Annotated in this window: 20 protein-coding genes; 14 read left to right on the forward strand and 6 right to left on the reverse strand. The window is 72.5% G+C overall.

Going from position 1 to position 21,645, the window contains the following annotated elements; all coding sequences use genetic code 11:
- Positions 1 to 29 precede the first annotated feature (29 nt).
- On the reverse strand, positions 30 to 2,447 hold the full coding sequence (locus tag G545_RS15070) for a DUF1631 family protein (protein WP_027070545.1): 2,418 nt from the start codon (positions 2,445 to 2,447) through the stop codon (positions 30 to 32).
- Positions 2,448 to 2,556: 109 nt separating this feature from the next.
- Here G545_RS15070 and G545_RS14645 point away from each other — a divergent pair, with 109 nt between their 5' ends.
- The 3 genes from G545_RS14645 to G545_RS0111775 are packed head-to-tail and all read left to right on the forward strand — an operon-like array spanning position 2,557 to position 4,666.
- A complete protein-coding gene (locus G545_RS14645) occupies positions 2,557 to 3,174 on the forward strand; it encodes a nitroreductase family protein (protein ID WP_081677880.1) in 618 nt (205 codons plus the stop codon).
- Positions 3,162 to 4,103 (forward strand): 5'-3' exonuclease, encoded by a 942-nt coding sequence (locus tag G545_RS0111770; protein ID WP_043711774.1) that lies wholly within the window; start codon positions 3,162 to 3,164, stop codon positions 4,101 to 4,103. Before G545_RS14645 ends, G545_RS0111770 begins: the two co-directional genes overlap by 13 nt.
- Positions 4,104 to 4,120: 17 nt before the next feature.
- On the forward strand, positions 4,121 to 4,666 hold the full coding sequence (locus G545_RS0111775) for an NUDIX hydrolase (protein ID WP_027070547.1): 546 nt from the start codon (positions 4,121 to 4,123) through the stop codon (positions 4,664 to 4,666).
- Positions 4,667 to 4,684: 18 nt separating this feature from the next.
- Here G545_RS0111775 and pip read toward each other — a convergent pair whose 3' ends face one another.
- Positions 4,685 to 5,629, reverse strand: coding sequence for a prolyl aminopeptidase (gene pip / locus G545_RS0111780; protein WP_027070548.1), 945 nt, complete (start codon positions 5,627 to 5,629; stop codon positions 4,685 to 4,687).
- A 28-nt stretch (positions 5,630 to 5,657) separates the two neighbouring features.
- Entirely contained in the window at positions 5,658 to 6,500 is an 843-nt protein-coding gene (gene prmC / locus G545_RS0111785; protein ID WP_027070549.1) for a peptide chain release factor N(5)-glutamine methyltransferase, read from the reverse strand.
- Between the two features lie 238 nt (positions 6,501 to 6,738).
- Here prmC and ahpC point away from each other — a divergent pair, with 238 nt between their 5' ends.
- The 3 genes from ahpC (at position 6,739) to G545_RS0111800 (ending at position 10,009) form a co-directional block, all read left to right on the forward strand.
- Positions 6,739 to 7,302, forward strand: a complete 564-nt coding sequence (ahpC, locus tag G545_RS0111790) for an alkyl hydroperoxide reductase subunit C (protein ID WP_027070550.1) — start codon at positions 6,739 to 6,741, stop codon at positions 7,300 to 7,302.
- 224 nt (positions 7,303 to 7,526) lie between these two features.
- Positions 7,527 to 9,101: an alkyl hydroperoxide reductase subunit F gene (gene ahpF / locus G545_RS0111795; protein ID WP_027070551.1), complete on the forward strand. Its 1,575-nt coding sequence runs from the start codon at positions 7,527 to 7,529 to the stop codon at positions 9,099 to 9,101.
- Positions 9,098 to 10,009 carry a LysR substrate-binding domain-containing protein gene (locus G545_RS0111800; protein ID WP_027070552.1) on the forward strand — a complete coding sequence of 304 codons (912 nt, stop codon included), beginning with the start codon at positions 9,098 to 9,100 and terminating at the stop codon, positions 10,007 to 10,009. The genes ahpF and G545_RS0111800 overlap by 4 nt, the downstream gene beginning before the upstream one ends.
- Here the strand turns inward: G545_RS0111800 and G545_RS0111805 are convergent.
- Positions 9,941 to 10,204, reverse strand: a complete 264-nt coding sequence (locus G545_RS0111805) for a putative signal transducing protein (RefSeq protein WP_027070553.1) — start codon at positions 10,202 to 10,204, stop codon at positions 9,941 to 9,943. The genes G545_RS0111800 and G545_RS0111805 overlap by 69 nt on opposite strands.
- Positions 10,205 to 10,318: 114 nt before the next feature.
- Between G545_RS0111805 and G545_RS0111810 the strand changes: the two genes are divergently transcribed.
- From G545_RS0111810 to rlmM, 4 genes are all read left to right on the forward strand, one after another.
- Entirely contained in the window at positions 10,319 to 12,082 is a 1,764-nt protein-coding gene (locus G545_RS0111810; protein ID WP_027070554.1) for a glutamine--tRNA ligase/YqeY domain fusion protein, read from the forward strand.
- 211 nt (positions 12,083 to 12,293) lie between these two features.
- Positions 12,294 to 12,572 carry a hypothetical protein gene (locus G545_RS15075; RefSeq protein WP_052106771.1) on the forward strand — a complete coding sequence of 93 codons (279 nt, stop codon included), beginning with the start codon at positions 12,294 to 12,296 and terminating at the stop codon, positions 12,570 to 12,572.
- The gene (locus G545_RS0111820) at positions 12,572 to 13,147 is read left to right on the forward strand and encodes a nucleoside deaminase (RefSeq protein ID WP_027070556.1); all 576 of its coding nucleotides are present in this window, start codon (positions 12,572 to 12,574) and stop codon (positions 13,145 to 13,147) included. Before G545_RS15075 ends, G545_RS0111820 begins: the two co-directional genes overlap by 1 nt.
- A gap of 2 nt (positions 13,148 to 13,149) precedes the next feature.
- Positions 13,150 to 14,220, forward strand: a complete 1,071-nt coding sequence (gene rlmM, locus G545_RS0111825) for a 23S rRNA (cytidine(2498)-2'-O)-methyltransferase RlmM (RefSeq protein ID WP_043711777.1) — start codon at positions 13,150 to 13,152, stop codon at positions 14,218 to 14,220.
- Positions 14,221 to 14,230: 10 nt separating this feature from the next.
- Here rlmM and G545_RS0111830 read toward each other — a convergent pair whose 3' ends face one another.
- Positions 14,231 to 15,418, reverse strand: a complete 1,188-nt coding sequence (locus G545_RS0111830) for an FAD-dependent oxidoreductase (RefSeq protein WP_027070558.1) — start codon at positions 15,416 to 15,418, stop codon at positions 14,231 to 14,233.
- Complete coding sequence (ubiH, locus tag G545_RS0111835) at positions 15,415 to 16,665, reverse strand: 2-octaprenyl-6-methoxyphenyl hydroxylase (RefSeq protein ID WP_052347328.1); 1,251 nt, start codon at positions 16,663 to 16,665, stop codon at positions 15,415 to 15,417. The genes G545_RS0111830 and ubiH overlap by 4 nt, the downstream gene beginning before the upstream one ends.
- 40 nt (positions 16,666 to 16,705) lie before the next feature.
- Here ubiH and G545_RS0111840 point away from each other — a divergent pair, with 40 nt between their 5' ends.
- The 4 genes from G545_RS0111840 to G545_RS14650 all read left to right on the forward strand — a co-directional run bounded on the left by G545_RS0111840 (position 16,706) and on the right by G545_RS14650 (position 21,644).
- Positions 16,706 to 17,293: a DUF6580 family putative transport protein gene (locus tag G545_RS0111840; protein WP_052106811.1), complete on the forward strand. Its 588-nt coding sequence runs from the start codon at positions 16,706 to 16,708 to the stop codon at positions 17,291 to 17,293.
- Between the two features lie 13 nt (positions 17,294 to 17,306).
- Positions 17,307 to 17,861, forward strand: coding sequence for a cob(I)yrinic acid a,c-diamide adenosyltransferase (locus G545_RS0111845; RefSeq protein WP_027070561.1), 555 nt, complete (start codon positions 17,307 to 17,309; stop codon positions 17,859 to 17,861).
- 136 nt (positions 17,862 to 17,997) lie between these two features.
- A complete protein-coding gene (gene lptD, locus G545_RS0111850) occupies positions 17,998 to 20,334 on the forward strand; it encodes an LPS assembly protein LptD (RefSeq protein WP_231553205.1) in 2,337 nt (778 codons plus the stop codon).
- On the forward strand, positions 20,334 to 21,644 hold the full coding sequence (locus tag G545_RS14650; protein WP_036137537.1) for a peptidylprolyl isomerase: 1,311 nt from the start codon (positions 20,334 to 20,336) through the stop codon (positions 21,642 to 21,644). Before lptD ends, G545_RS14650 begins: the two co-directional genes overlap by 1 nt.
- The last annotated feature ends 1 nt before the right edge of the window (position 21,645 follow it).

Below are 21,645 nucleotides of genomic sequence, written 5' to 3' on the forward strand. Positions count from 1 at the left end.
GCCGGCCACCAGGCCGGACGTCCGCCAGGCTAGTCGCGGGGACGCGCGGCGCCGTCGAGCTGTTGCCGCACGTGCTGCATCGCCTGCTCGAACGGCGTGGGCTCCACGCCGGACTCCAGGCGGCCGGCCGCGGCCATCGAGGCCAGCTCCTCGACCGAGGCCACCAGCACGCGCATCCCGCGGCGGTTCACCAGTAGGCGGCGCGAGGTCAGGGGGCTGACCCAGGCGATCTTCGCGTCGACCGCCTCGCCGCGGATGTCGGTCACCCGCAGCCAGGTCTCCACCGGCAGCCCGGCCAGTTCCCGCGCCACCTCCGGGTCGAAGCGCAGCTTCCCCGTTCCGCCCGCGAGCCACAGTCCACGCTCCTGGGCATCCTCGTCCTGGCCGGGGGGCGGCGGCGGACGCAGGTCGCGCCGCGCGCCCGGGTAGACCAGGCCACGGACCAGCATCGCGATGCCGTGCTCCGCGGCCGAGGAATCCAGCCCGGAGGAGGCCAGGCAGGCGGTCAGCGCCGGCTCGATCGAGAGCAGGTGCCGGGCGAGCTCCCCGCCGCGGCCTTCGGCCGCGATGCGGTCGGCTTCGACCAGCTCGTCGCCCAGCTTCACCGCCTCGCGCCAGGTGCCGCCGCCCTCGGCGCCCTCGCGCAGGGCGACCTGGACGAGGTGGTGGCGCCAGGTGGTCGACAGGAACTCGGCGACGGGAGGGGTCAGCGGCGGTGCCGCCAGGCGCCGCGCCACCACCTCGTCGGCGCGCGCACGCGCGGCACCCAGGCGCTCGCGGCCGTAGGTGGCCTTCGCCGCGCGCTCGGCCTGCAGCTCCACCCGGCGGCGCTGCTGGCGCAGCAGCGAGTCCAGCTCGGCGTGCGCGGTCTCGAAGATCGCCAGGTCCTCGTTGTACTCGGCCACCACCCGCTGGGAGGCGGCGGTGGCGCGCTCGAGCAGTTCGCGCTCCTGCGGGGTCTCGCCGCGGTTGCCGGCGACCGCCTCGGTGATCGCGTCGAACAGGCGCCGCGCCGGGTGCTCGGGCTCGACGAACATCTGCTGGTCGGTCAGTGCGACCTTGACGTAGGGCAGGACCAGCCGCGCGTACAGCCGCCGCGCGCGGTCCTGCAGCTGCTGGCTGCGGAACACCGAATCGAACAGGAGCGCGACCAGGTCGATCGCGTCCTCGCCGTGGAGGCTCAGGCGCACCTTCTCCGGGTCCAGCCCGAGACGGCGCGAGCCGTCGTTGAGCTGCTCGCGGATGACTTCGCCCAGCGATCCCGCCCCGGCCAGCGCGCGGGCGAACACGTCCGGTGGTTCCGCCTGCAGCAGCGAGGCGACGCTGAACACCTCTTCCATCCGCAGTTCGCGTGCGCCGGCCTCCTCATCGCCCTGGTCCGGATTGCTGCGGCGCTCGATCTCGCCCTGGCGCCAGGCATGCAGGAGCTGCCGGAGCTCACCGAGCTCGGCCGAGGTGGGCGCGCCGGCTCCCGCGGCACCCGCGGCGCCGCCGCCCGTGGTCCCGCCACCGGCTCCACCGGCTGCTCCCACCATCCCACCCGCACCTGCCATGCCGCCTGCACCCGCGCTGTTTCCGCCCGGGCCGCCCGCAGCCCCGCCACCGTACGAACCGCCCGCCGGGCCACCGGACCCGGCCCCCGCCTGCGCCGCGCCCCAGCCGGCGCCGCCGGGATGGCCTTGCGCCGCCTCGGCGCCTGCGGCCCACCCGGGCGCGCCGGGGTGCTGCGAGGGCTGTGACCAGCCACCGGGAGGCGGTGGCGGCGGGGGTGCCGGTGCGGGGGGCGCACCGACGCTCGCCGCGGCGCCATAGCCGGCCTGCGCGAGGCGGGCATCCACCGCGGCGTAGATCTCGTCCAGGACCTGGTCCAGCGCGCCCTCGTAGTGGCGGAACAGCAGGCCACGCAGGGTCTCGGGCACCTGTTCGTCCGACAGCGTTTCCACGAACGCGGCGGCCAGCCGCGCGGGGGACACCGGATTACCGGGAGGGTCGATGCCCAGCACGCGCGACAGCACGCGCAGGCGCTCGTCGATCGAATGCAGCACCACGCCATGGCGCTTGTCCAGCGCCTCGGCCAGGGACTGGCCGGCCAGGTGCATGTCGATCTGGCTCTCGTCGATCAGCCCCAGCGGCGCGGCTTCCTCGCCGGCGCCCCGCACGAGGCGGAACTGCTCGAAGCCCTCCGCGACCTGCTGCCGGAACCGCATGAGGTGCGCGGCATGGTGCTGGCGCAACACCCACAGCGCCGCCTGGCTCTGGTAGAGCACCTGCGGGGTCCGTGCGTCCTCGGCCTTGCTGGCCGCGCTTGCCAGCGCCTGTTCGATGGGCGCGTATAGTTGCCCCGGCAGCCCGCTCAGCCTTTCCAGGGCGATCCGCTTGATGTCCTCGAGGACGCGGGTGGGATCAGGCCGCGTGGCAGGTGAGGCACCGGATGGGGGAACTGGCACGGCCCTGTACCCTCGGCTTGGCGTCAATCAGTCAGTCAGCACGACGTGATCGTCAGCATAGTGGCAAGATAGGTCAGGTTACGCCGACCCCGCCCCTGAACTGTGATCGATGTCTGAATTCCCCCCTCCCGCAGCCCCCGTTCCTCCGCGACGGCCCGATCCGGCGCTCGCCGAGGGCCTCGACGCGCGCCGTTCCGTGCCGGCAGTCCAGCTGCAGGAACCGGGTCCGGACCAGGACACCCTGCTGCGCTTGCTCGCCAGCGCGGTGCGCGTCCCGGACCATGGCAAGCGCGTGCCGTTCCGGTTCATCACCCTGGAAGGCGACTCGCGCCGCGTGTTCGGTGAGAAGCTCGCGCAGCGCCACCGCGAGGTTGATCCCGACACGCCGGAGGCATTGCTGGCCAAGGACCGCGAACGCTGGCTGCACGCGCCCGTGATCGTGGTGGTCGTGGCGCGGCTGGGCCCGGATCCGAAGATCCCCGAGCAGGAGCGCCTGCTGACGGCCGGCTGCACCTGCCTGGTCCTCCTCCAGGCGGCCCAGGCCGCGGGCTTCGGAGCCTGCTGGCTGACCGGCTGGGCCGCGTACGACCGCGGCGTGGCCGACATCCTCGGGCTGTCCGGCGACGAGCGGGTCACCGGCTTCATCCACATCGGTACGCCGCGCATGGTGGTGCCCGACCGCGAGCGCCCCGACCCTGCGGCCCTGCTGACCCGATGGCAGCCCTGACCGGGGAGCCCGGGACCCGACCGGCCGGCACGCTCTACCTGGTCGACGCCAGCCTGTATGTGTTCCGGGCCTGGCACTCGCTGCCGCCGGACCTGCACGGGGCCGACGGCTGGCCGACCAATGCGGTGCACGGCTTCGCGCGGTTCCTGCTCGAACTGCTGGACCGCGCCCGACCCCAGCACATCGCACTGGCCTTCGACGAAGCGCTGGACAGCTGCTTCCGCAACGAGCTGTACCCCGGGTACAAGGCCAACCGCGAGCCCGCGCCGGAGGAGCTGCGCCGCCAGTTCGGCCAATGCCAGCGCCTGTGCCGCGCCCTCGGGCTGGAGGTGCTGGCCGACCGGGACTACGAGGCCGACGACCTGATCGGCAGCGCCTGCGTGCAATCGCGCGCCAGCGGCTTCCGCTCGGTGCTGGTGTCGGCCGACAAGGACCTGTCGCAGTTGCTCGGCGAGCACGACGAGCAGTGGGACTTCGCCCGGGGCCAGCGCTGGGGCGCCGCCGGGGTGCCGGGGCGCCACGGCGTGGAGGCCCACCAGGTCGCCGACTTCCTCGCCCTGACCGGCGATCCCGTGGACAACATCCCGGGCGTGCCCGGCATCGGGGCCAAGACCGCGGCCGCCCTGCTGGCGCACTTCGGCAGCCTGGACGCGCTGCTGGCGCGGGTCGAGGAGATCCCGTTCCTGCGCCTGCGCGGTGCGGCGCGCTGCGCCGAGCGCCTGCGGGAGCACCGTGGGCAGGCGCTGCTGTGCCGCCAGCTGGCGACGATCCGCTGCGACGTCGCGCTGCCCTCCTTCGCCGGCCGGTTCCGGCGCGGCAACGGCGACCCGGATGCGCTGTGGGAGGTCTGCGAGGCCGTCCGCTTCGGCCCGATGACCCGGCGCCGCCTGCACGAGGCCGCCGGACTGGAATTCGCGCCCGCTGCGTGAGGACACCGGCACCCGCCATGGATACCCCCGAACTCATCTATGAAGGCCCCTTCCTGCGCATGCTGCGCCGGGGCCGCTGGGAGTACGTGGAGCGCACCACCGGCCGTGGCCTGGCGGTGATGGTGATCGCCCTCACCCCGGCCGGGGAGCTGCTGCTGATCGAGCAGTACCGGGTCCCGCTGCAGGCCCGCGCCGTCGAGCTGCCGGCCGGCCTGGTCGGGGACCTGGACGGCGCCGACACGCTGGTGGCCGCGGCCGGGCGCGAACTCATCGAGGAGACCGGCTGGAGCGCCGACCACCTGGAGGTGCTGCTCACCGGCCCGACCTCGGCCGGCATGAGCAACGAGCGCATCGCCTACGTGCGCGCCACCGGGCTGCGCCGGGTCGGGGACGGAGGCGGGGTCGACGGCGAGGACATCACCGTCCACGCCGTTCCCCTCGACGAGGTACCCGCGTGGCTGCAGGCCCGCGCCGCGGACGGGTGCGAGATCGACCTGAAGCTGTGGGGCGGGCTGTGGCTGACCCGTCACCAGCCGGACGGCACGCCCGCCCCTGCGCCCTGACCCGACCCGGCCTGGCGGTCAGCCTGCGAAGCGGTCCGTCGCGGTGACCAGCGCGTCGACCGTCTCGGCCTCGAACGCGGAATGCCCCGACGCCGGGGTGATCACCAGCTCCGCCTTCGGCCACGCCTTGTGCAGGTCCCAGGCGTTCTGCACCGGGCAGACCACGTCGTAGCGCCCGTGGACGATCACGCCGGGGATGTCGGCGATCCGCCCGGCATCGCGCAGCAGCTGGTCGTCGACCTCGAAGAAGCCGCTGTGGACGAAGTAGTGGTTCTCGATCCGCGCAAAGGCCAGCGCGAAGGCGGGATCCTCGTGGCTGGCCGCGAAGTCCTCGTCCACGTGCAGGAAGCTCGTCGCCCCCTCCCACACGCTCCAGGCCCTGGCCGCCGCCAGGCGGGTGGCCTCGTCGTCGCTGGTGAGGCGCCGGTGGAAGGCGCTGATCAGGTCGTGGCGCTCGGTCTCCGGGATCGCGGCGACGTAGTGTTCCCAGGCCTCGGGGAACAGGCGGCTGGCGCCTTCCTGGTAGAACCACTCCAGCTCCCAGCGGCGCAGCATGAAGATCCCGCGCAGGACCAGCTCGGTGACCCGGGCCGGATGGGACTGGGCGTAGGCCAGCGAAAGGGTCGAGCCCCAGCTGCCGCCGAACACCTGCCAGCGGTCCACGCCGAGGTGTACCCGCAGCTTCTCGATGTCCTCGACCAGGTGCCAGGTCGTGTTGTCGACCAGGTCCGCGTGCGGCGTCGAGCGGCCGGCGCCGCGCTGGTCGAACAGGATGATCCGATACCGCTCCGGGTCGTGGAAGCGCCGCATCTTGGTGCTGCAGCCGCCACCCGGGCCGCCGTGCAGCAATACCACCGGCTTGCCGTCCGGGTTGCCGCACTGCTCGTAGTACAGGGTGTGCCGCTCGTCGACGGCCAGGGTGCCCGTGTCGTAGGGCTCGATTTCCGGGTACAGGTTGCGCATGCGGCCTCCGCGTGTGGGGGCCAAGAGTCTAGCCGCGCTGCGCCGACGGGGCAGTGCGCCCCAGGCTGACCCGGTCGCGCTGCTCCAGGTCGGTCGCGGTCTCCACCTCCTCGAACCCCGCCTCCCGTAGCAGCGCGCGCACTGCCGCGCCCTGGTCGTGGCCGTGTTCCAGCAGCAGCCACCCGCCCGGCCGCAGGTGCGCCGGGGCGGCGGCGATGATCGAGCGGATGTCGTCCAGGCCGTCGGGACCGGAGGCGAGCGCGGCCGCGGGTTCATGGCGCAGGTCCCCCTGCGCCAGGTGCGGATCCCCGGCCGCGATGTAGGGCGGGTTGCCGGCGACCAGGTCGAAGCGCTCCCCGGCCAGCGGACCGAACCAGTCGCCCTGGCGCAGCTCCACGTTGGCGAGGCCGGCCTCGGCTGCGTTCGTGCGCGCCACCTCCAGCGCCGCGGGGCTGGCATCCGTCGCCACCACCCGCGCCTGCGGGCGCTCGCTTGCAATCGCCAGCGCGATGGCGCCGCTACCGGTGCCCAGGTCGGCGACCCTGGAGGGCCCGTCGGCGGGAATGCGTTCCAGGGCCAGTTCGACCAGCCGTTCGGTCTCGGGACGCGGGATCAGGGTGTCGGGGCCCACCTGGAGGTCGAGGGTCCAGAACCCGCGGCGACCGGTCAGGTACGCCACGGGCTCGCCCCCGACGCGCCGCGCCACCAGGGCCTCGAAGCGCTCCGCGTCGGCCGGTGCCAGCGGGTCGGTGCCGTGCGCGTACAGCCAGCCGTGGTCGCGGCCGAGCACGTGGGCCAGCAGCAGCTCGGCCTCGCCGGGGGCAAGCCGCGCGCGGGCCTGGCGCAGCGCGGAGTCGATGGTCTCGGGCATGGCGGCGGCTCCTGCAGGGGGCGCGAATGCTACCGGGCACGGCGGCGGCTTGATAAGCCGCGACTCCGCCCCGAAGTGGTCCGGAGCGCCGCCGCGGAGGCACCGGCGGCGGCGCGCATCAAAGAGCGTGTACCGCATAGGCCCGGCCTATCGCATCTATTGCATCAATCAATTTCCCTATTTCGATAGGCGGACCTACGATTGACGCTGTCTTTCCACCACTGATGAGGATTCGCGAATGTCCCTGATCAATACCGAAATCAAGCCGTTCAAGGCCCAGGCCTTTAAGGACGGCAAGTTCATCGAAGTCACCGAGGCCGACGTCAAGGGCAAGTGGTCGGTGTTCTTCTTCTACCCGGCCGACTTCACCTTCGTGTGCCCGACCGAGCTCGAGGACCTGGCCGAGAACTACGACGAGTTCCAGAAGCTGGGCGTGGAGATCTACAGCGTCTCGACCGACACCCACTTCTCGCACAAGGCCTGGCACGACTCGTCGGAGGCCATCGGCAAGATCAAGTACACGATGCTGGGCGACCCGTCGGGCGTGATCACCAACAACTTCGAGAACATGCGCGAGGGCCAGGGCCTGGCCGACCGCGCGACCTTCGTGGTGGACCCGGACGGCATCATCCAGGCGATCGAAGTGACCGCCGAGGGCATCGGCCGCGACGCGCAGGACCTGCTGCGCAAGGTCAAGGCCGCCCAGTACGTCGCCGCCCACCCGGGCGAGGTCTGCCCGGCCAAGTGGAAGGAAGGCGAGAAGACCCTCGCCCCGTCCCTGGACCTGGTCGGCAAGATCTAAGTCCGCGCCAGCTGGCACGCCGCCGGGGCCCTGCCCCGGCCGGCACCGGAGCGGGCGGTCTCCGCCGCCCGCCTCCCTTGCCGCCCCGCATGCGCCTTCCAACGCGTGCTCCTGAACCAGCGGCCTGCGTCGCCGGCCTCCCCTCCGGCACTTCCCTCCCCCAGGCCAGGCCGCTGCTTCAGGCGTTCGCCCCACCCCCTCCCCCCCCCTGCTGGAGCCCCACCATGCTCGACGAAAACCTCAAGGCCCAGTTGACGGCCTACATGGAGAAGCTGACCCAGCCCATCGAGCTGGTCGCCTCCCTGGACGACAGCGACAAGTCGCGCGAGCTCGACCAGCTGCTCGACCAGATCGCCTCCACCTCCGACCGGATCACCCGCCGCGACGGCGATGCCGCGCGCAAGCCCTCGTTCGAGATCGTGCGCGCCGGCACCGACGTGTCGGTCGGCTTCGCCGGCATCCCGATGGGCCATGAATTCACCTCGCTCGTGCTGGCGCTGCTGCAGGTCGGCGGACACCCGGTGAAGGTCGAGGAGGAGCTGGCCAACCAGGTCCGCGACCTGGAGGGCGAGTTCCGCTTCGAGACCTACATGTCGCTTTCCTGCCAGAGCTGCCCGGATACCGTGCAGGCGCTGAACGCGATGAGCGTGCTGAACTCCAACATCAGCCACGTGGCCATCGACGGCGCCCTGTTCCAGGACGAGGTCGAGGCGCGCGAGATCATGAGCGTCCCGACCATCTTCCTCAACGGCAAGCCCTTCGGGCAGGGCCGGATGACGGTCGAGGAGCTGGTCGCCAAGCTCGACAGCGGCGCCGCCGAGCGCGAGGCCGGCAAGATCGCGAAGAAGGATCCCTTCGACGTGCTGGTCGTCGGCGGTGGCCCGGCCGGTTCCGCGGCCGCGATCTACGCCGCGCGCAAGGGCATCCGCACCGGCGTGGCGGCCGAGCGCTTCGGCGGCCAGGTGCTGGACACCCTGTCGATCGAGAACTTCGTCTCGGTCAAGTACACCGAGGGCCCGCAATTCGCGATCGCGCTGGAGCAGCACGTGCGCGAGTACGACGTCGACGTGATGAACCTGCAGCGCGCGACGAAGCTGGTCCCGGCCAGCGAGCCCGGCGGCCTCATCGAGGTGCAGCTGGAGAATGGCGCGAGCCTGAAGTCGAAGTCGGTGGTCCTGGCCACCGGTGCCCGCTGGCGCCAGATGGGCGTCCCCGGCGAGGAGGAGTACCGCACCCGCGGCGTGGCCTACTGCCCGCACTGCGACGGGCCGCTGTACAAGGGCAAGCGCGTGGCGGTGATCGGCGGCGGCAACTCCGGCGTCGAGGCGGCCATCGACCTGGCCGGCATCGTCGAGCACGTGACGCTGATCGAGTTCGACACCGCGATGCGGGCCGACGAGGTCCTGCAGCGCAAGCTGCGCAGCCTGCCCAACGTGGACATCCTGCTCAACGCGCAGACCACCGAGGTGCTGGGCGACGGGCAGAAGGTCACCGGGCTGGTCTACAAGGACCGGGGCACCGGCGAGAGCCACACCGTGGAGCTGGCCGGCATCTTCGTCCAGATCGGCCTGCTGCCCAACACCGAGTGGCTGAAGGGCGCGGTGGAGCTGAGCGAGCGCGGCGAGATCGTCATCGACGACCGCGGCCAGACCTCGGTCCCGGGCGTGTTCGCCGCCGGCGACGCCACCACCGTGCCGTACAAGCAGATCGTCGTCGCGATGGGCGCCGGCTCGACCGCCGCGCTGAGCGCCTTCGACCACCTGATCCGCACCTCGGCCCCGGCCGCGCAGGCTGCGTGAACCTGCGCGACCTCCGCTACCTCGTCGCCCTGGCCGAGCACCGCCACTTCGGCCGGGCGGCCGAGGCCAGCTTCGTCAGCCAGCCGACGCTGTCGACGCAGATCCGGAAGCTGGAGGAGGAACTCGGGGTGGCGCTGTTCGAGCGCGCCCCGCGCAAGGTCATGCTGACCCCGGTCGGGCGCGAGATCGTCGAGCGCGCCCGCAAGGTCCTGGCCGACGTGGACCAGCTGGCGGAGATCGCCCGCCGCAGCCAGGACCCCGAAGCCGGCACCGTCCGGCTCGGCCTGTTCCCCACCCTGGGTCCCTACCTGCTGCCGCACGTGCTGCCAGGGCTGCGCGAGCGCTTCCCCCGGCTCGAGTTCCTGCTGGTGGAGGACAAGACTGACGCCCTGCTGGAGCGGCTGCGCGACGGCCGCCTCGACGCGGCGGTGCTCGCGCTGCCCCTGGCCGACGAGCAGCTGCATGCCGAGCCGCTGTTCGACGAACCCTTCGTGCTGGCGACCCCGGCCGGGCATCCGCTGGCCGGCCGCGGCCCGCTGGCGGTCGACGACCTCGACGAGGAACGGTTGCTGCTGCTGGAGGAGGGCCACTGCCTGCGCGAACAGGCGCTGGACGTGTGCCGGCTCGCCGGCGCGGGGGAGCGTGACTTCCGCGCGACCAGCCTGGAAACCCTGCGCCAGATGGTGGCGGCGGGGGTCGGCAGCACCCTGTTGCCGGTGCTCGCCGTGCAGCCGCCGGTACCGGGCCTGCCCGGCGTCCAGCTGGTGCCGTTCAAGGGCGAACCCCCGTTCCGCCGGGTGGCGCTGGTCTGGCGGCGCAGCTCGGCCAGCGACGGGCTGCTACGCGGGCTCGCCGCCGAAATCCGCCAGCTCCCCGCCGGTCTCCTGCGTCCCCCCGCCCAGGCCTAGGGCCTCCACTTCCGCCCGCGCCTCCGGCCAGGCAACGTCCGGCACCTGCACCCGGATCACCCCGAACAGCGGCAGCTCGCCCATGGCGCCCGCCAGCGCCTCCCCGGCCAGGAACACCGGGATCCCGATCCCTTCCAGCGCGTGGCGGACCAGGTGGGCGTCGATCACGTTGGCGGCTTCGTAGACGGTGCGCATCGCGGGCCTCCGGGAGTGCGCCCCCAGCATACGCCCCGGCGGCGGCACCGGCGCCAACAGCCGCGCCGCAACGGCTAAACTGCCCGGTCCCCTCCCCTCCTGCCTGGCTGCCGCATGTCCGACACGCCTTCCCGTCCCGCGTCCACGCCCCCCGTCGCCGAGGAGGCGCCGCTGAAGCAGGACTTCGTCCGCCAGATCGTCCGCGACGACCTGGCCAGCGGCAAGCACGACTTCATCCGCACCCGCTTCCCGCCCGAGCCCAACGGCTACCTGCACATCGGCCATGCCAAGGCGATCTGCCTGGACTTCGGCATCGCGGCCGAGTTCGGCGGCACCTGCAACCTGCGCTTCGACGACACCAACCCGGCGAAGGAAGACCCGGAGTACGTGCGCGCGATCCAGGACGACGTGCGCTGGCTCGGCTTCGAGTGGCACGAGCTGCGGCACTCCTCGGATTACTTCGAGGTGTACTACCTGGCGGCGGAGAAGCTGATCCGCCAGGGCGACGCCTTCGTCTGCGACCTCAGCCAGGAGGAAGTGCGCGCCACCCGTGGCACGCTGACCGAGCCGGGCACCGAGTCCCCGTACCGCAACCGCAGCGTCGAGGAGAACCTGGACCTGTTCCGCCGCATGCGCGCGGGCGAGTTCGCCGACGGCAGCCGCACCCTGCGGGCGAAGATCGACATGGCCAGCGGCAACATCAACATGCGCGACCCGGCGATCTACCGGATCAAGAAGGTCGCGCACCAGAACACCGGCGACGAGTGGCCGATCTACCCCATGTACGACTACGCCCACGCGCTGGGCGACGCGGTCGAGGGGATCACCCACTCGCTGTGCACCCTGGAGTTCGAGGACCACCGCCCGCTGTACGACTGGTGCGTGGACAGGGTGGACCTGGCCGGCCACCCCGAGCTGATGGAGCCGCTGGTGCGCAGGGGCGTGCCCAACACCGCCGCCAAGCCGCGGCAGATCGAGTTCTCGCGGCTCAACATCAACTACACGGTGATGAGCAAGCGCAAGCTGATGGCGCTGGTGCAGGCCGGGCTGGTGGACGGCTGGGACGATCCGCGCATGCCGACCCTGCAGGGGATCCGCCGCCGCGGCTACACCCCCGCATCGCTGCGGCTGTTCGTCGACCGCCTCGGGGTGAGCAAGCAGAACTCGGTGATCGACTTCTCGGTGCTGGAGGGCTGCCTGCGCGAGGACCTGGACGCGACCGCGCCGCGCCGCATGGCGGTGGTCGACCCGCTGAAGCTGGTGATCACCAACCTGCCCGACGGGCACGAGGAATCGCTCGAGTTCCCGAACCATCCGAAGGATCCGTCCTTCGGCAGTCGCGAGGTGCCGTTCTCGGCGCAACTGTGGATCGAGCGCGACGACTTCGCCGAGGTGCCGCCGAAGGGATTCAAGCGGCTGGTCCCGGGGGGCGAGGTGCGCCTGCGCGGGGCGGGCATCTTCCGCTGTGACGAGGTCGTCAAGGACGAGGCGGGCGAGGTGGTCGAGCTGCGCGGCAGCCTGGACCCCGAGTCGCGCCCGGGCATGGAGGGCGCCAACCGCAAGGTGAAGGGCACCATCCACTGGGTCAGCGCGCGCCATGCAGTCGCCGCGGAGATCCGGCTCTATGACCGGCTGTTCAACGTCGCCGACCCGGACGACGACAGCGACGGCAGGACCTACCAGGACCACCTCAACCCCGACTCGCGCAAGGTCGTGCGCGGCTGGGTGGAGCCGTCCGCGGCCGGGGCCGAGCCGGAGCACTCGTTCCAGTTCGAGCGCCTGGGCTACTTCATCGCCGACCGCCACGACCATGCCGCCGGGGCCCCGGTGTTCAACCGCAGCGTCACGCTGCGTGACACCTGGGCCGGCAAGGCTTGACGCCGACCGCGCCCCGCCGCGGCGCGCTGGAAAGGAGACCGACATGGCTACCCTGCGTTCCCTGATCCTCCTGGTCGGGCTTGCACTGCTGCTCGCCGCCTGCACCGCGCCCGGCAGCCAGGGCGAGACCCCGGCACCCGCTCCCGGGGCGTCCGCGCCCGCCGGCCCGCCCGATGTAGACGACGCTCCGCCCACCGTCCACCGCGGCCCGATCCCCGGCGCCCCGACCCTCGGCGGGCCGGCCGGGGGCGGCGCGGCCGTGGACCGCAGCTGCACCACCGATGCCGACTGCACGGTCAAGAACGTCGGCAACTGCTGCGGCTACTACCCGGCCTGCGTGAACGTGGACAGCCCGACCGATCCGGAGGGCGTGCAGGCGCAATGCGCCGCCGAGGGCCGGATGGGCGTGTGCGGCTTCCCGGAGATTTCCGGCTGCCAGTGCGTGCAGGGCACCTGCCAGGACCAGCAAAGGGAGGCAATCCTCGAATGATGCTCAAGGCCCAGCTCCACCTGACCCTGCCGGTCTGGGTGCACGAGGCGGTCGACGCGATGCGCGCCTACCCCTCCGACGAGGACAAGGTGGCGCTCGCGATCGAGCTGTCCCGCCGCAACATCGACGCCCGCAGCGGCGGCCCGTTCGGGGCCGCGGTGTTCGGTCCCGACGACCGGATCATCGCGGTCGGGGTCAACCGGGTCCTCCCGCAGACCTGCTCGGTCGCGCATGCCGAGACCATGGCCTTCATGCTCGCCCAGCAGCGCACCCAGCGTGCGCGGCTGAACGAGGACGGGGCCGGGAACCCGGCCGGGCCGGTCACCCTGGCCACCTCCTCGCAGCCCTGCTGCCAGTGCTACGGCGCCAGCTTCTGGGCCGGCATCGACCACCTGCTGATCGGCGCGCGCAGCGCGGACGTGGAGGAACTCACCCAATTCGACGAGGGCCCGCTCCCGCAGGACTGGGTCGGGGAGATGGAAAAGCGCGGCATCCAGGTCCGGCGCGACCTGCTGCGCGACCAGGCACGCGAAGTGCTGGCCGACTACGGCCGGCTTGGCGGGGCGAACTACTGACGATGGACCGCGGCCTGCTGTGCCTGTGCCGGGCGGGCTTCGAGCCCGAGCTGGCGGCCGAACTCTCCGAACGCGCCGCCCTGGCCGGCCACCCGGGCCATGCCCGCACCACGCGCGGCAGCGGGCTGGTGGAGTTCTTCCCGGCCGACGGCGACGCCGCCGCCCTCGATGCCGCGCTGCCGTTCCGCGACCTGGTCTTCGCCCGCCAGAAGCTGCTGCGCCTGGCGGAGCTGCGCGAGCTCGACGGCAGCGACCGCATCGGTCCGCTGCTGCGCGTGCTCGACGGCCTCGCCGCCGCTGGAGGGTTGCCGCTGTTGGGCGAGCTGTGGGTCGAGCACGCCGACTCCGACGAGGGCCGTCCGCTCGCGGGCCTGGCGCGCAGCTTCGGCAACGCCCTGCGACCCGCCCTGCGCAAGGCGGGCCGGCTGGCGCGCCGCGACGACCCCCGGCTGCCGCGCCTGCACGTGGTCCTGCTGGGCGGACGCCACCTGCTGCTGGGCAGCAGCCGGGCCGACGACAGCGCCCCCTGGCCGCTGGGCATCCCGCGCCTGCGCATGCACCCGGATGCCCCGAGCCGGTCGGCGCTGAAGCTGGAGGAGGCCCTGCTGGTCCTGCTCGGCCCCGGCGACCGCGAACGCCTGCTGCGCGAGGGCATGCAGGGCGCCGACCTGGGGGCGGCGCCCGGCGGCTGGAGCTGGGTGCTCGCCCGGCATGGAGTGACGGTGACCGCGGTGGACAACGGGCCCATGCGCGAGGAGCTGCTCGCCGCCGGGCGCGTCCGCCACGTGCGCGAGGACGGCTTCCGCTGGCAGCCGCGGAAGAAGCTCGACTGGATGGTCTGCGACATGGTCGAGCAGCCGCGCCGGGTCGCGGCGCGCATGGGCGAGTGGTTCGCCAACGACTGGTGCCGGCGCGCGGTGTTCAACCTGAAGCTGCCGATGAAGAAGCGCTGGGACGAAACCCGGCTGTGCCTGGACCTGTTCGCCGAAGGGGCCGGGCGCCCGCTGCGGGTGCGGGCGCGGCAGCTCTACCACGACCGCGAGGAGATCACGGTCTACGCCGACGGCGGCTGAGGCCGGGGGCTCAGGTCCCCGCCGCGTGCCGCCACAGCGCGCGGTTGAGCGGAGGCACACGGCCGGCGATGCCGAGGAAGTGCCCCCGCACCATCACCGGCAGCGGCGCGTCGTTGGAGTAGATGCGGTCGATCAGGTCGAAGGCGTGCGCGGAGACGGTGTTGTCACTGCGGCGGCGCCGGTTCCAGCGGGCCAGGCGCGCGGGAGCACCGATGTCGGCGCCGCTCTCCGCCGCACGGCCGGCCGTGTCCAGCAGCGCGGACACGTCGCGCAATCCGAGGTTCACCCCCTGCCCCGCCAGCGGATGGACCACGTGCGCGGCATCGCCCACCAGCACCACCCGGCCGTGGTGCTGGGTGGCGGCAAGTTGCCGGCGAAGCGGGAACGCCGCGCGCGCCGAGACCGACGTGAGCTCCCCCAGCGGACCGTCGAACGCCCGCGACAGCTCGACCAGGAAGCGCGCCGGATCGGCGTGCAACAGGCGCTCGGCCTCCTCATCCGGAAGGCTCCAGACGATCGAGCTGCGCGGCCCCTCCGGACCGTCGGGGAACGGCAGGAACGCCAGCGGTCCGCCGGGGAGGAAGCGCTGCCAGCAGGTCGCCTGGTGCGGCCGCTCGTGTCCGATGTAGGCGACCAGGCCGCGCTGGCCATAGCTGCGACCGCGGGTGCCGATGCCGGCCAGTTCGCGGACCCGCGAAGCACCGCCATCCGCGCCGACCACGAGCCGTGCACGCAGGCGGCGCCCGGACTCCAGCTCCACGCTGGCGCCGTCCAGGCCCTGCTCCAGGCCCGTGATCCGGTCCGGGCAGTGCATCCGCACCCCCGCCTGCTGCGCCGCGGTCCACAGCCGGTCGACCAGCAGGCGGTTCTCGATGATCCAGCCCAGCTCGCGCCTCCCCAGCCGGTCGGCGTCGAAGACCAGCGGCTGGCCGCCGCCGGCATCCCACACCTGCATGCCGCGGTAGGGCTGCGCCCGGGCGCCGGCAATCGCATCCCAGGCGCCCAGGTCCCGGAGGAGCGCGGCGTTGTCGGGGGCGATGGCGAACACCCGCAGGTCCGGATCCCCGGCACTCCAGGCCGGTGGCTCGCGCGGTTCCACCAGGGCGACCTGCAGGCCGGCGCGCGCCAGTCCCAGCGCGGCGGCGGTCCCGGCGACGCCGGCGCCGGCGACGATCGCGTCCAGTTCGCGGCGGCTCATGCCGCCACCCCCGGGCCACGGCACAGGACAGGGACGTCACCGCGGTAGCCCATCGCGCCGCCCACGAGGCCGGCGCGCAGCGAGCCCGACAGGCCCAGTCCCACCAGGCCGAGGCTGCGCAGCGGCCGGAGCAGCGGCGAGGGGTTGGCGGTGACCCGCGCCAGCCCGTCGGAGAAGGCGAGCGTGCGCTCGCGGTCGGCGGCCCGGCGGGCGGCGTGACGCGCCAGCAGCGCCGGGTCGCCGCAGTCGGGGGCGCCCCGGATTTCCTCCGCCAGCGTCAATGCATCGCGCAGTCCGAGGTTGAAGCCCTGGGCACCCACCGGATGGATCGCCTGCGCGGCGTTGCCGACGAGCGCGGCACGCGGGCGCACCAGCTCGTTGGCGAGCGTGCGCACCGCCGGGTAGGCACTGCGCGGCCCGCAGGAGAGGAAGCGCCCGGCGCGCCAGCCGAAGCGCCGCTGGGCGAGCTGGAGGAAGGCGCCCTCGTCCATTTCCGCCACCCGCGCGGCCTCCCCGGCGGGCACCGCCAGCACCAGGCCGTACTGGCGGTCGCCGCGCGGCAGCAGCGCGGCGGGACCGGAATCGCCGAGCCGCTCGTAAGCCGTACCGTCCGGGGCACGATCGGTACGCAGGCGGGCCACGAACAGCACCTGGCCGTAGTCATCGACCCGGGTCCCGATGCCCAGCACGTCGCGCACGGCACTGGCCGCGCCGTCGGCGCCCACCAGCAGCCGGGTACGCAGCCGCCGTTCGCCGCCTTCGCCGGCAACCCGCAGCACACGTGCATCGCCCGCGTCCTCCTCCAGCCCGAGGAATCGCGCCGGACGCATGCGCCGGACCCCGTCCAGCGTGGCCAGGCGCGCCTCCAGCGCATGCCCGAAATCGCGCGCCACCACCACCTGCCCGAACGCCTCGCGCCCGTAGTCCGCGGCGTCCAGCCGGACCCGCCCGAAATCGCCCGAGCGGCTCACGTGGATGCGGCGGATCGGGGCCGGCGGGCCCTGCAGGTGCTGCATCACCCCAAGCCCGGAGAGCGCGTTCACCGTCGCCTCGGCGAAGCTCAGGTTGCGTTCGTCGAACACCTCCGGCATGTCGCCGGCACTGGCCTCCAGCAACACCACGTCGAGGCCGGAGCCCTCCAGCGCGATCGCCAGGCTGGCGCCGACCAGGCCGCCCCCGATGATCACCACGTCGTGGGTCGTCCCGGGGTCCGGGAGCCTGGCTGGGGAGGGGTCCGGCTTGGTCATTGCGCTATGCTAGCGGCTCCCGTCGGCTCGTACCCCGCACATGACCAACACTGCACCCAAGTCGCCCCTGGGCGGCCTGTTCACCGCCGGCCCGCTCGTGCTGCTGGCACTCATCGTCGTGGCCGCGCTGACGCGCGTGTTGCCGCACCCGCCGAACTTCTCGCCGGTGGCCGCGGTTGCGCTGTTCGGGGGCGCCTACTTCCTCAACCGGCGCTGGGCCGTGTTCGTGCCGCTGCTGGCGCTGATGCTGTCCGACCTGGTCCTGGCGCGCATGCACGGCGGCCTGTACGGCACCTGGTTCTCCAGTGCCGGCATCTGGATGGTGTACGGCGCCACCGCGGTGATCGCGGTGATGGGCTTCGGGCTGCGCGGGCGCGTGGGCGGGGCCAGCGTGCTCGGCTACTCGCTGGGTGCCTCGGTGTTCTTCTTCCTGGTCACCAACGCCGGCGCCTGGCTCGCCGACCCGATGTACCCGAAGACCTTCGCCGGCCTGGGCGCCGCGTACGCGGCCGGGCTGCCGTTCTTCCAGTGGACGGTGGCGGGCACGCTGGCCTATGCGGCAGTGCTGTTCGGCGGCTTCGCCCTCCTCCGGCACCAGCTGCCGGTGCTGCGCGCGCAGACGGCCTGAGGCCCGGGCGCCCATGGGCAACCGGCTGTCGAAGATCTACACCCGCACCGGGGACGATGGCAGCACCGGGCTGGGTGACGGAAGCCGGGTCGGCAAGGATTCGGCGCGGGTGGAGGCCTACGGCACCGTGGACGAGGCCAACTCGGCCATCGGCCTGGTGCTGGCCGCCGGGGTCGGCGAGGACGTGGCCGGGGTCCTGACCGCGGTCCAGCACCAGCTGTTCGACCTGGGCGGCGAGCTGTGCATCCCCGGCCATGCCGCGATCCACGACGCCGACATCGAACGCCTCGAGCAGCACCTGGACCGGTTCAACGAAGGCCTGCCGCCGTTGCGCGAGTTCATCCTGCCCGGCGGCGGCGAGGCGGCCGCGCGCTGCCACCTGGCGCGGACGATCGTGCGCCGCGCCGAACGGGCGACGATCGCGCTGTCCCGCCACGAGGACGTGCGCGCCGAACCGGTGCGCTACCTCAATCGCCTTTCCGACCTGCTGTTCGTGCTGGCACGCGTGCTGGCGCGCGCCAGCGGCCACGGCGAGGTGCTCTGGAACCACGAGCGCCGCAAGGGCTGAGGCGGCCACTCCGCAAACCCTTCACCTGGCGCGTGCAACGGTGAACGCCCGCCGAAGCGGACCCGCCCCGCGTTGCCGGTACAGCTGCTGTTCCGGCAAGCTAGCGGGCGTTTTTCCCGCCTGAATGGATGGCCGCGTGCGAAACAGCTTCCGCTTCCTCCCACTGTCGCTGTGCATCGCGGCCGCCCTGCCGGTCTACGCCCAGGAGGCGGACGACATGTGGCAGCTGTGCCCGCTGGAGGACGCGGTCCCGCCATTCCTGGACGCGCCGCCCCCCGTCGGCGACCCCGGCGACCGGGAGAACCTGCCGACCGACATCGCCGGCGACGTGCTGGACGGCGACCCCGACAGCACGGTGTTCCAGGGCAACGTGGAGCTCACCCGCGGCGACCAGTTCCTTGGAACCGACCAGCTCGTCTACGACAGCCAGGCCGGGACCTATACCGCCGAGGGGAGCGTGCGCTACCAGGACTCGGGCATGCGCATCCTCGCCGAGCGCGCCCACGGCGACCAGGCCGCGGACCGCCACACCATCGAGGACCTGCGCTACCAGCTGATCAGCCGGCGCGGCAACGGCGGCGCGGAGAAGATCGAGATGCAGGGCGAGCACGGCCTGCTGCTGGGTTCGACCTACTCCACCTGCCCGCCGTCGGAGCGCGCATGGGAGCTGCAGGCGGACCGCATCGACATCGACACCGAGGAAGGCATGGCGGTGGCGCGCAGTGCCAGCATCCGCATCGGCAAGGTGCCGGTGATGTACGTGCCGTGGCTGATGTTCCCGATCGACGACCGCCGCCGCACCGGCCTGCTGTGGCCGTCGATGCGTCTGTCGGGCCGCAACGGCTTCGATTACGAGCAGCCGGTCTACCTGAACCTGGCCCCCAACTACGACGCCACCCTGAGCCCACGCATCATGACCGAGCGCGGCGTTTCGCTCGGCGCGGAGTTCCGCTGGCTCTACGAGGGCGGCCGCGGCACCCTCGAGGGCGCCTGGATGCCCACCGACCGGCTCCCGGAGAACGAACCGGAGCGGTACGCCGGCTCGACCACGCCGCCCACCGAGGATCGTGGCACGTTCAAGTTCAACGCCACCCACGCGCTGGGCGGCAACTGGCGCGCGACCGCCAACCTGGGGTGGGTCAGCGACCCGCACTACCTGGAGGACTTCAGCAACAGCCAGTACGGCATGTCGGCCTGGAACATCCGCAGCTCCGTCGGCATCTACGGACGCGGCCTGCACTGGGACGCCGGCCTGATGGCCGATCACAACCAGCTCGCCGACTACACCCTGACCGAGCGCAACCTGCGCTATGACCGGCTGCCGCGCGCGTTCCTCAACTGGGAGGAGCCGGTCGGCCGCTGGTTCCAGGCCGGCATCAGCGCCGAGGCGGTCAAGTTCCAGCACGACGTCCGCGACGAGGGCTCGCGCCTGGACGTCAAGCCCTTCCTCGCCCTGCCGCTGGAGGGCCCGAGCTGGTACCTGACCCCGAAGCTGGCCTGGCGGTACACCGCCTGGGAGCTCGACGACGAACTGGCGGCGGCCAACGGTGGCGAGGACTCGCCCAGCCGCAGCCTGCCGATCACCTCGCTGGACGCGGGCCTGTTCTTCGACCGCCAGGTCGAGATCGCCGGGGAGAGCTTCCTCAACACCCTCGAGCCGCGGATCTATTACCTCCACGTGCCGTACCGCGACCAGTCGGGGCTGCCGCGCTTCGACACCAACCCGATGACCTTCAGCTGGGGGCAGTTGTTCCGCGACAACCGCTACACCGGGCCGGACCGGCAGATCGACGCCAACCAGCTGACCACCGCCCTGACCACGCGGCTGATCAGCGAGGAGGACGGGCGCGAACGGCTCGCTGCCAGCATCGGCCAGATCCACTACTTCGACGACAGCCGGGTCACCCTGAACCGGAACCAGGCGCCGCTGGAAGCCGGCCGCTCGTCGTGGGTGGCCGACGTCGGCGTGGCGCCGACCGACCGCTGGACCATCAACGCCTCCTACCAGTGGGACCCCAAGGAGCGCCGCGAGGACCTGATCAGCCTGCGCACCCGCTACCTGCTGGGCGACCGCGGCGTGGTCAACCTGGGCTACCGCTACCGCCGCGACCTCGCCGAGCAGGTCGACTTCTCGTTCCTCTACCCGGTCAACCGCGAGTGGAGCCTGGTGGGCCGCTACTACTACTCGCTGGACGAGCGCAAGGTGATCGAGTCGATCGCCGGCGTGCAGTGGGAAAGCTGCTGCATGGCCGCGCGCCTGGTGGCACGGCGCTACATCCGCCACCGCAGCGGCGACCTCGACGATTCGCTGCGCTTCGAGATCGAGCTCAAGGGCCTCGGCTCGGCCGGGCAGAAATCCGGCGAGCTCCTGCGCCGTGCTATTCTCGGCTACGAGCGCGACGACCTGTACCTGGTACCGCCCTCCTCGCTCGACAGCGACTCCTACGACCCCTCCCTCGACCCGATCCCATGATGAAGAAACTGTTCGCCTGCCTCATCGCCGGGGCACTGCTGGCGGGGCCAGCGCTTGCCCAGCAGGTGGAGCCGATCGACGGCATCGCCGCCGTCGTGGACGAGGACGTCATCCTGCGCAGCGAGCTCGACCGCGCCGTGGCCAACATCCGGGCCCAGTACGCCGGCCGCGAGGAGCAGCTGCCGCCGCCGGCCGTGCTCGAGCGGCAGGTCGCCGAGCGACTGGTACTGCTGAAGCTGCAGGTGGCCCGCGCCCGCGACACCGGGGTGCGCGTGGGCGACCAGGAAGTGGACCAGGCGATCGCCGCGATCGCCGCGCAGAACGGCGCCACGGTCCAGCAGCTCGCCGCCCAGATCAGCGCCGACGGCCTGGACTTCGACCAGTTCCGGGACTCGGTCCGCGAGGAGCTGATGATCCAGCACCTGCGCAACCGCTTCGCCCGCAGCGAAATCGCGGTGACCGAGGCCGAGGTCGACACCGCGCTGCAGGCGCAGGCCGCCGGCGGTCCCCAGTACCACATCGCCCACATCCTGGTGGGGCTGCCCGAGGGAGCCACCCCGGAGCAGATCCGCATCGCCCAGGAAAAGGTCGAGGGCGTGAAGGCGCTGCTCGACCGCGGCGAGATGGACTTCGCGGCCGCCGCGGTGCGCTACTCCGACAGCCCGAACGCGCTGGAGGGCGGCGACCTGGGCTGGCGCAGCCTGGGCGAGATCCCCTCCGCGTTCGCACAGATGGTGGCGAACATGTCGCCCGGCGAGGTCACCGCCCCGATCCGCGGCCCCAGCGGCTTCCAGCTGGTGCAGCTGGTCGACGTGCGCGATGCCGCCGAGGCCGCTCCGCAGATGGTCGAGCAGGTGCGCGCCAGCCACATCCTGATCCGCACCGACGAAGGCACCGATCCCGCCGCCGCCAAGGCCGAAGCCGACACCCTGCACGCGCGCCTGGTGGGCGGGGCGGACTTCGCCGAGCTCGCCCGTACCAACTCGCAGGACGTGAGCTCGCAGGCGGACGGCGGCGACCTGGGCTGGTTCGTGCCCCAGCAGTACGGTCCTGAAATCGCCACCGCGGTCACCGCGCTGCGCGACGGCGAGGTCTCCGAACCGTTCCGCACCTCGGCGGGCTGGCACATCCTCAAGCGCACCGGCACCCGCGAGAGCGACGTGGGCGACCAGAACCGCCGCGCCCAGGTGCGCGAGATGCTCGGCCGGCGCAAGCTCGAGGACCGCTGGGAGCGCTTCGTCCGCGAGCTGCGCAGCGAGGCCTTCGTCGACCTGCGCACCGCTTCGGCCGGCGGTCCCCAGGCCGACTGAC

Source organism: Lysobacter defluvii IMMIB APB-9 = DSM 18482, assembly GCF_000423325.1.
GTDB lineage: Bacteria > Pseudomonadota > Gammaproteobacteria > Xanthomonadales > Xanthomonadaceae > Novilysobacter > Novilysobacter defluvii.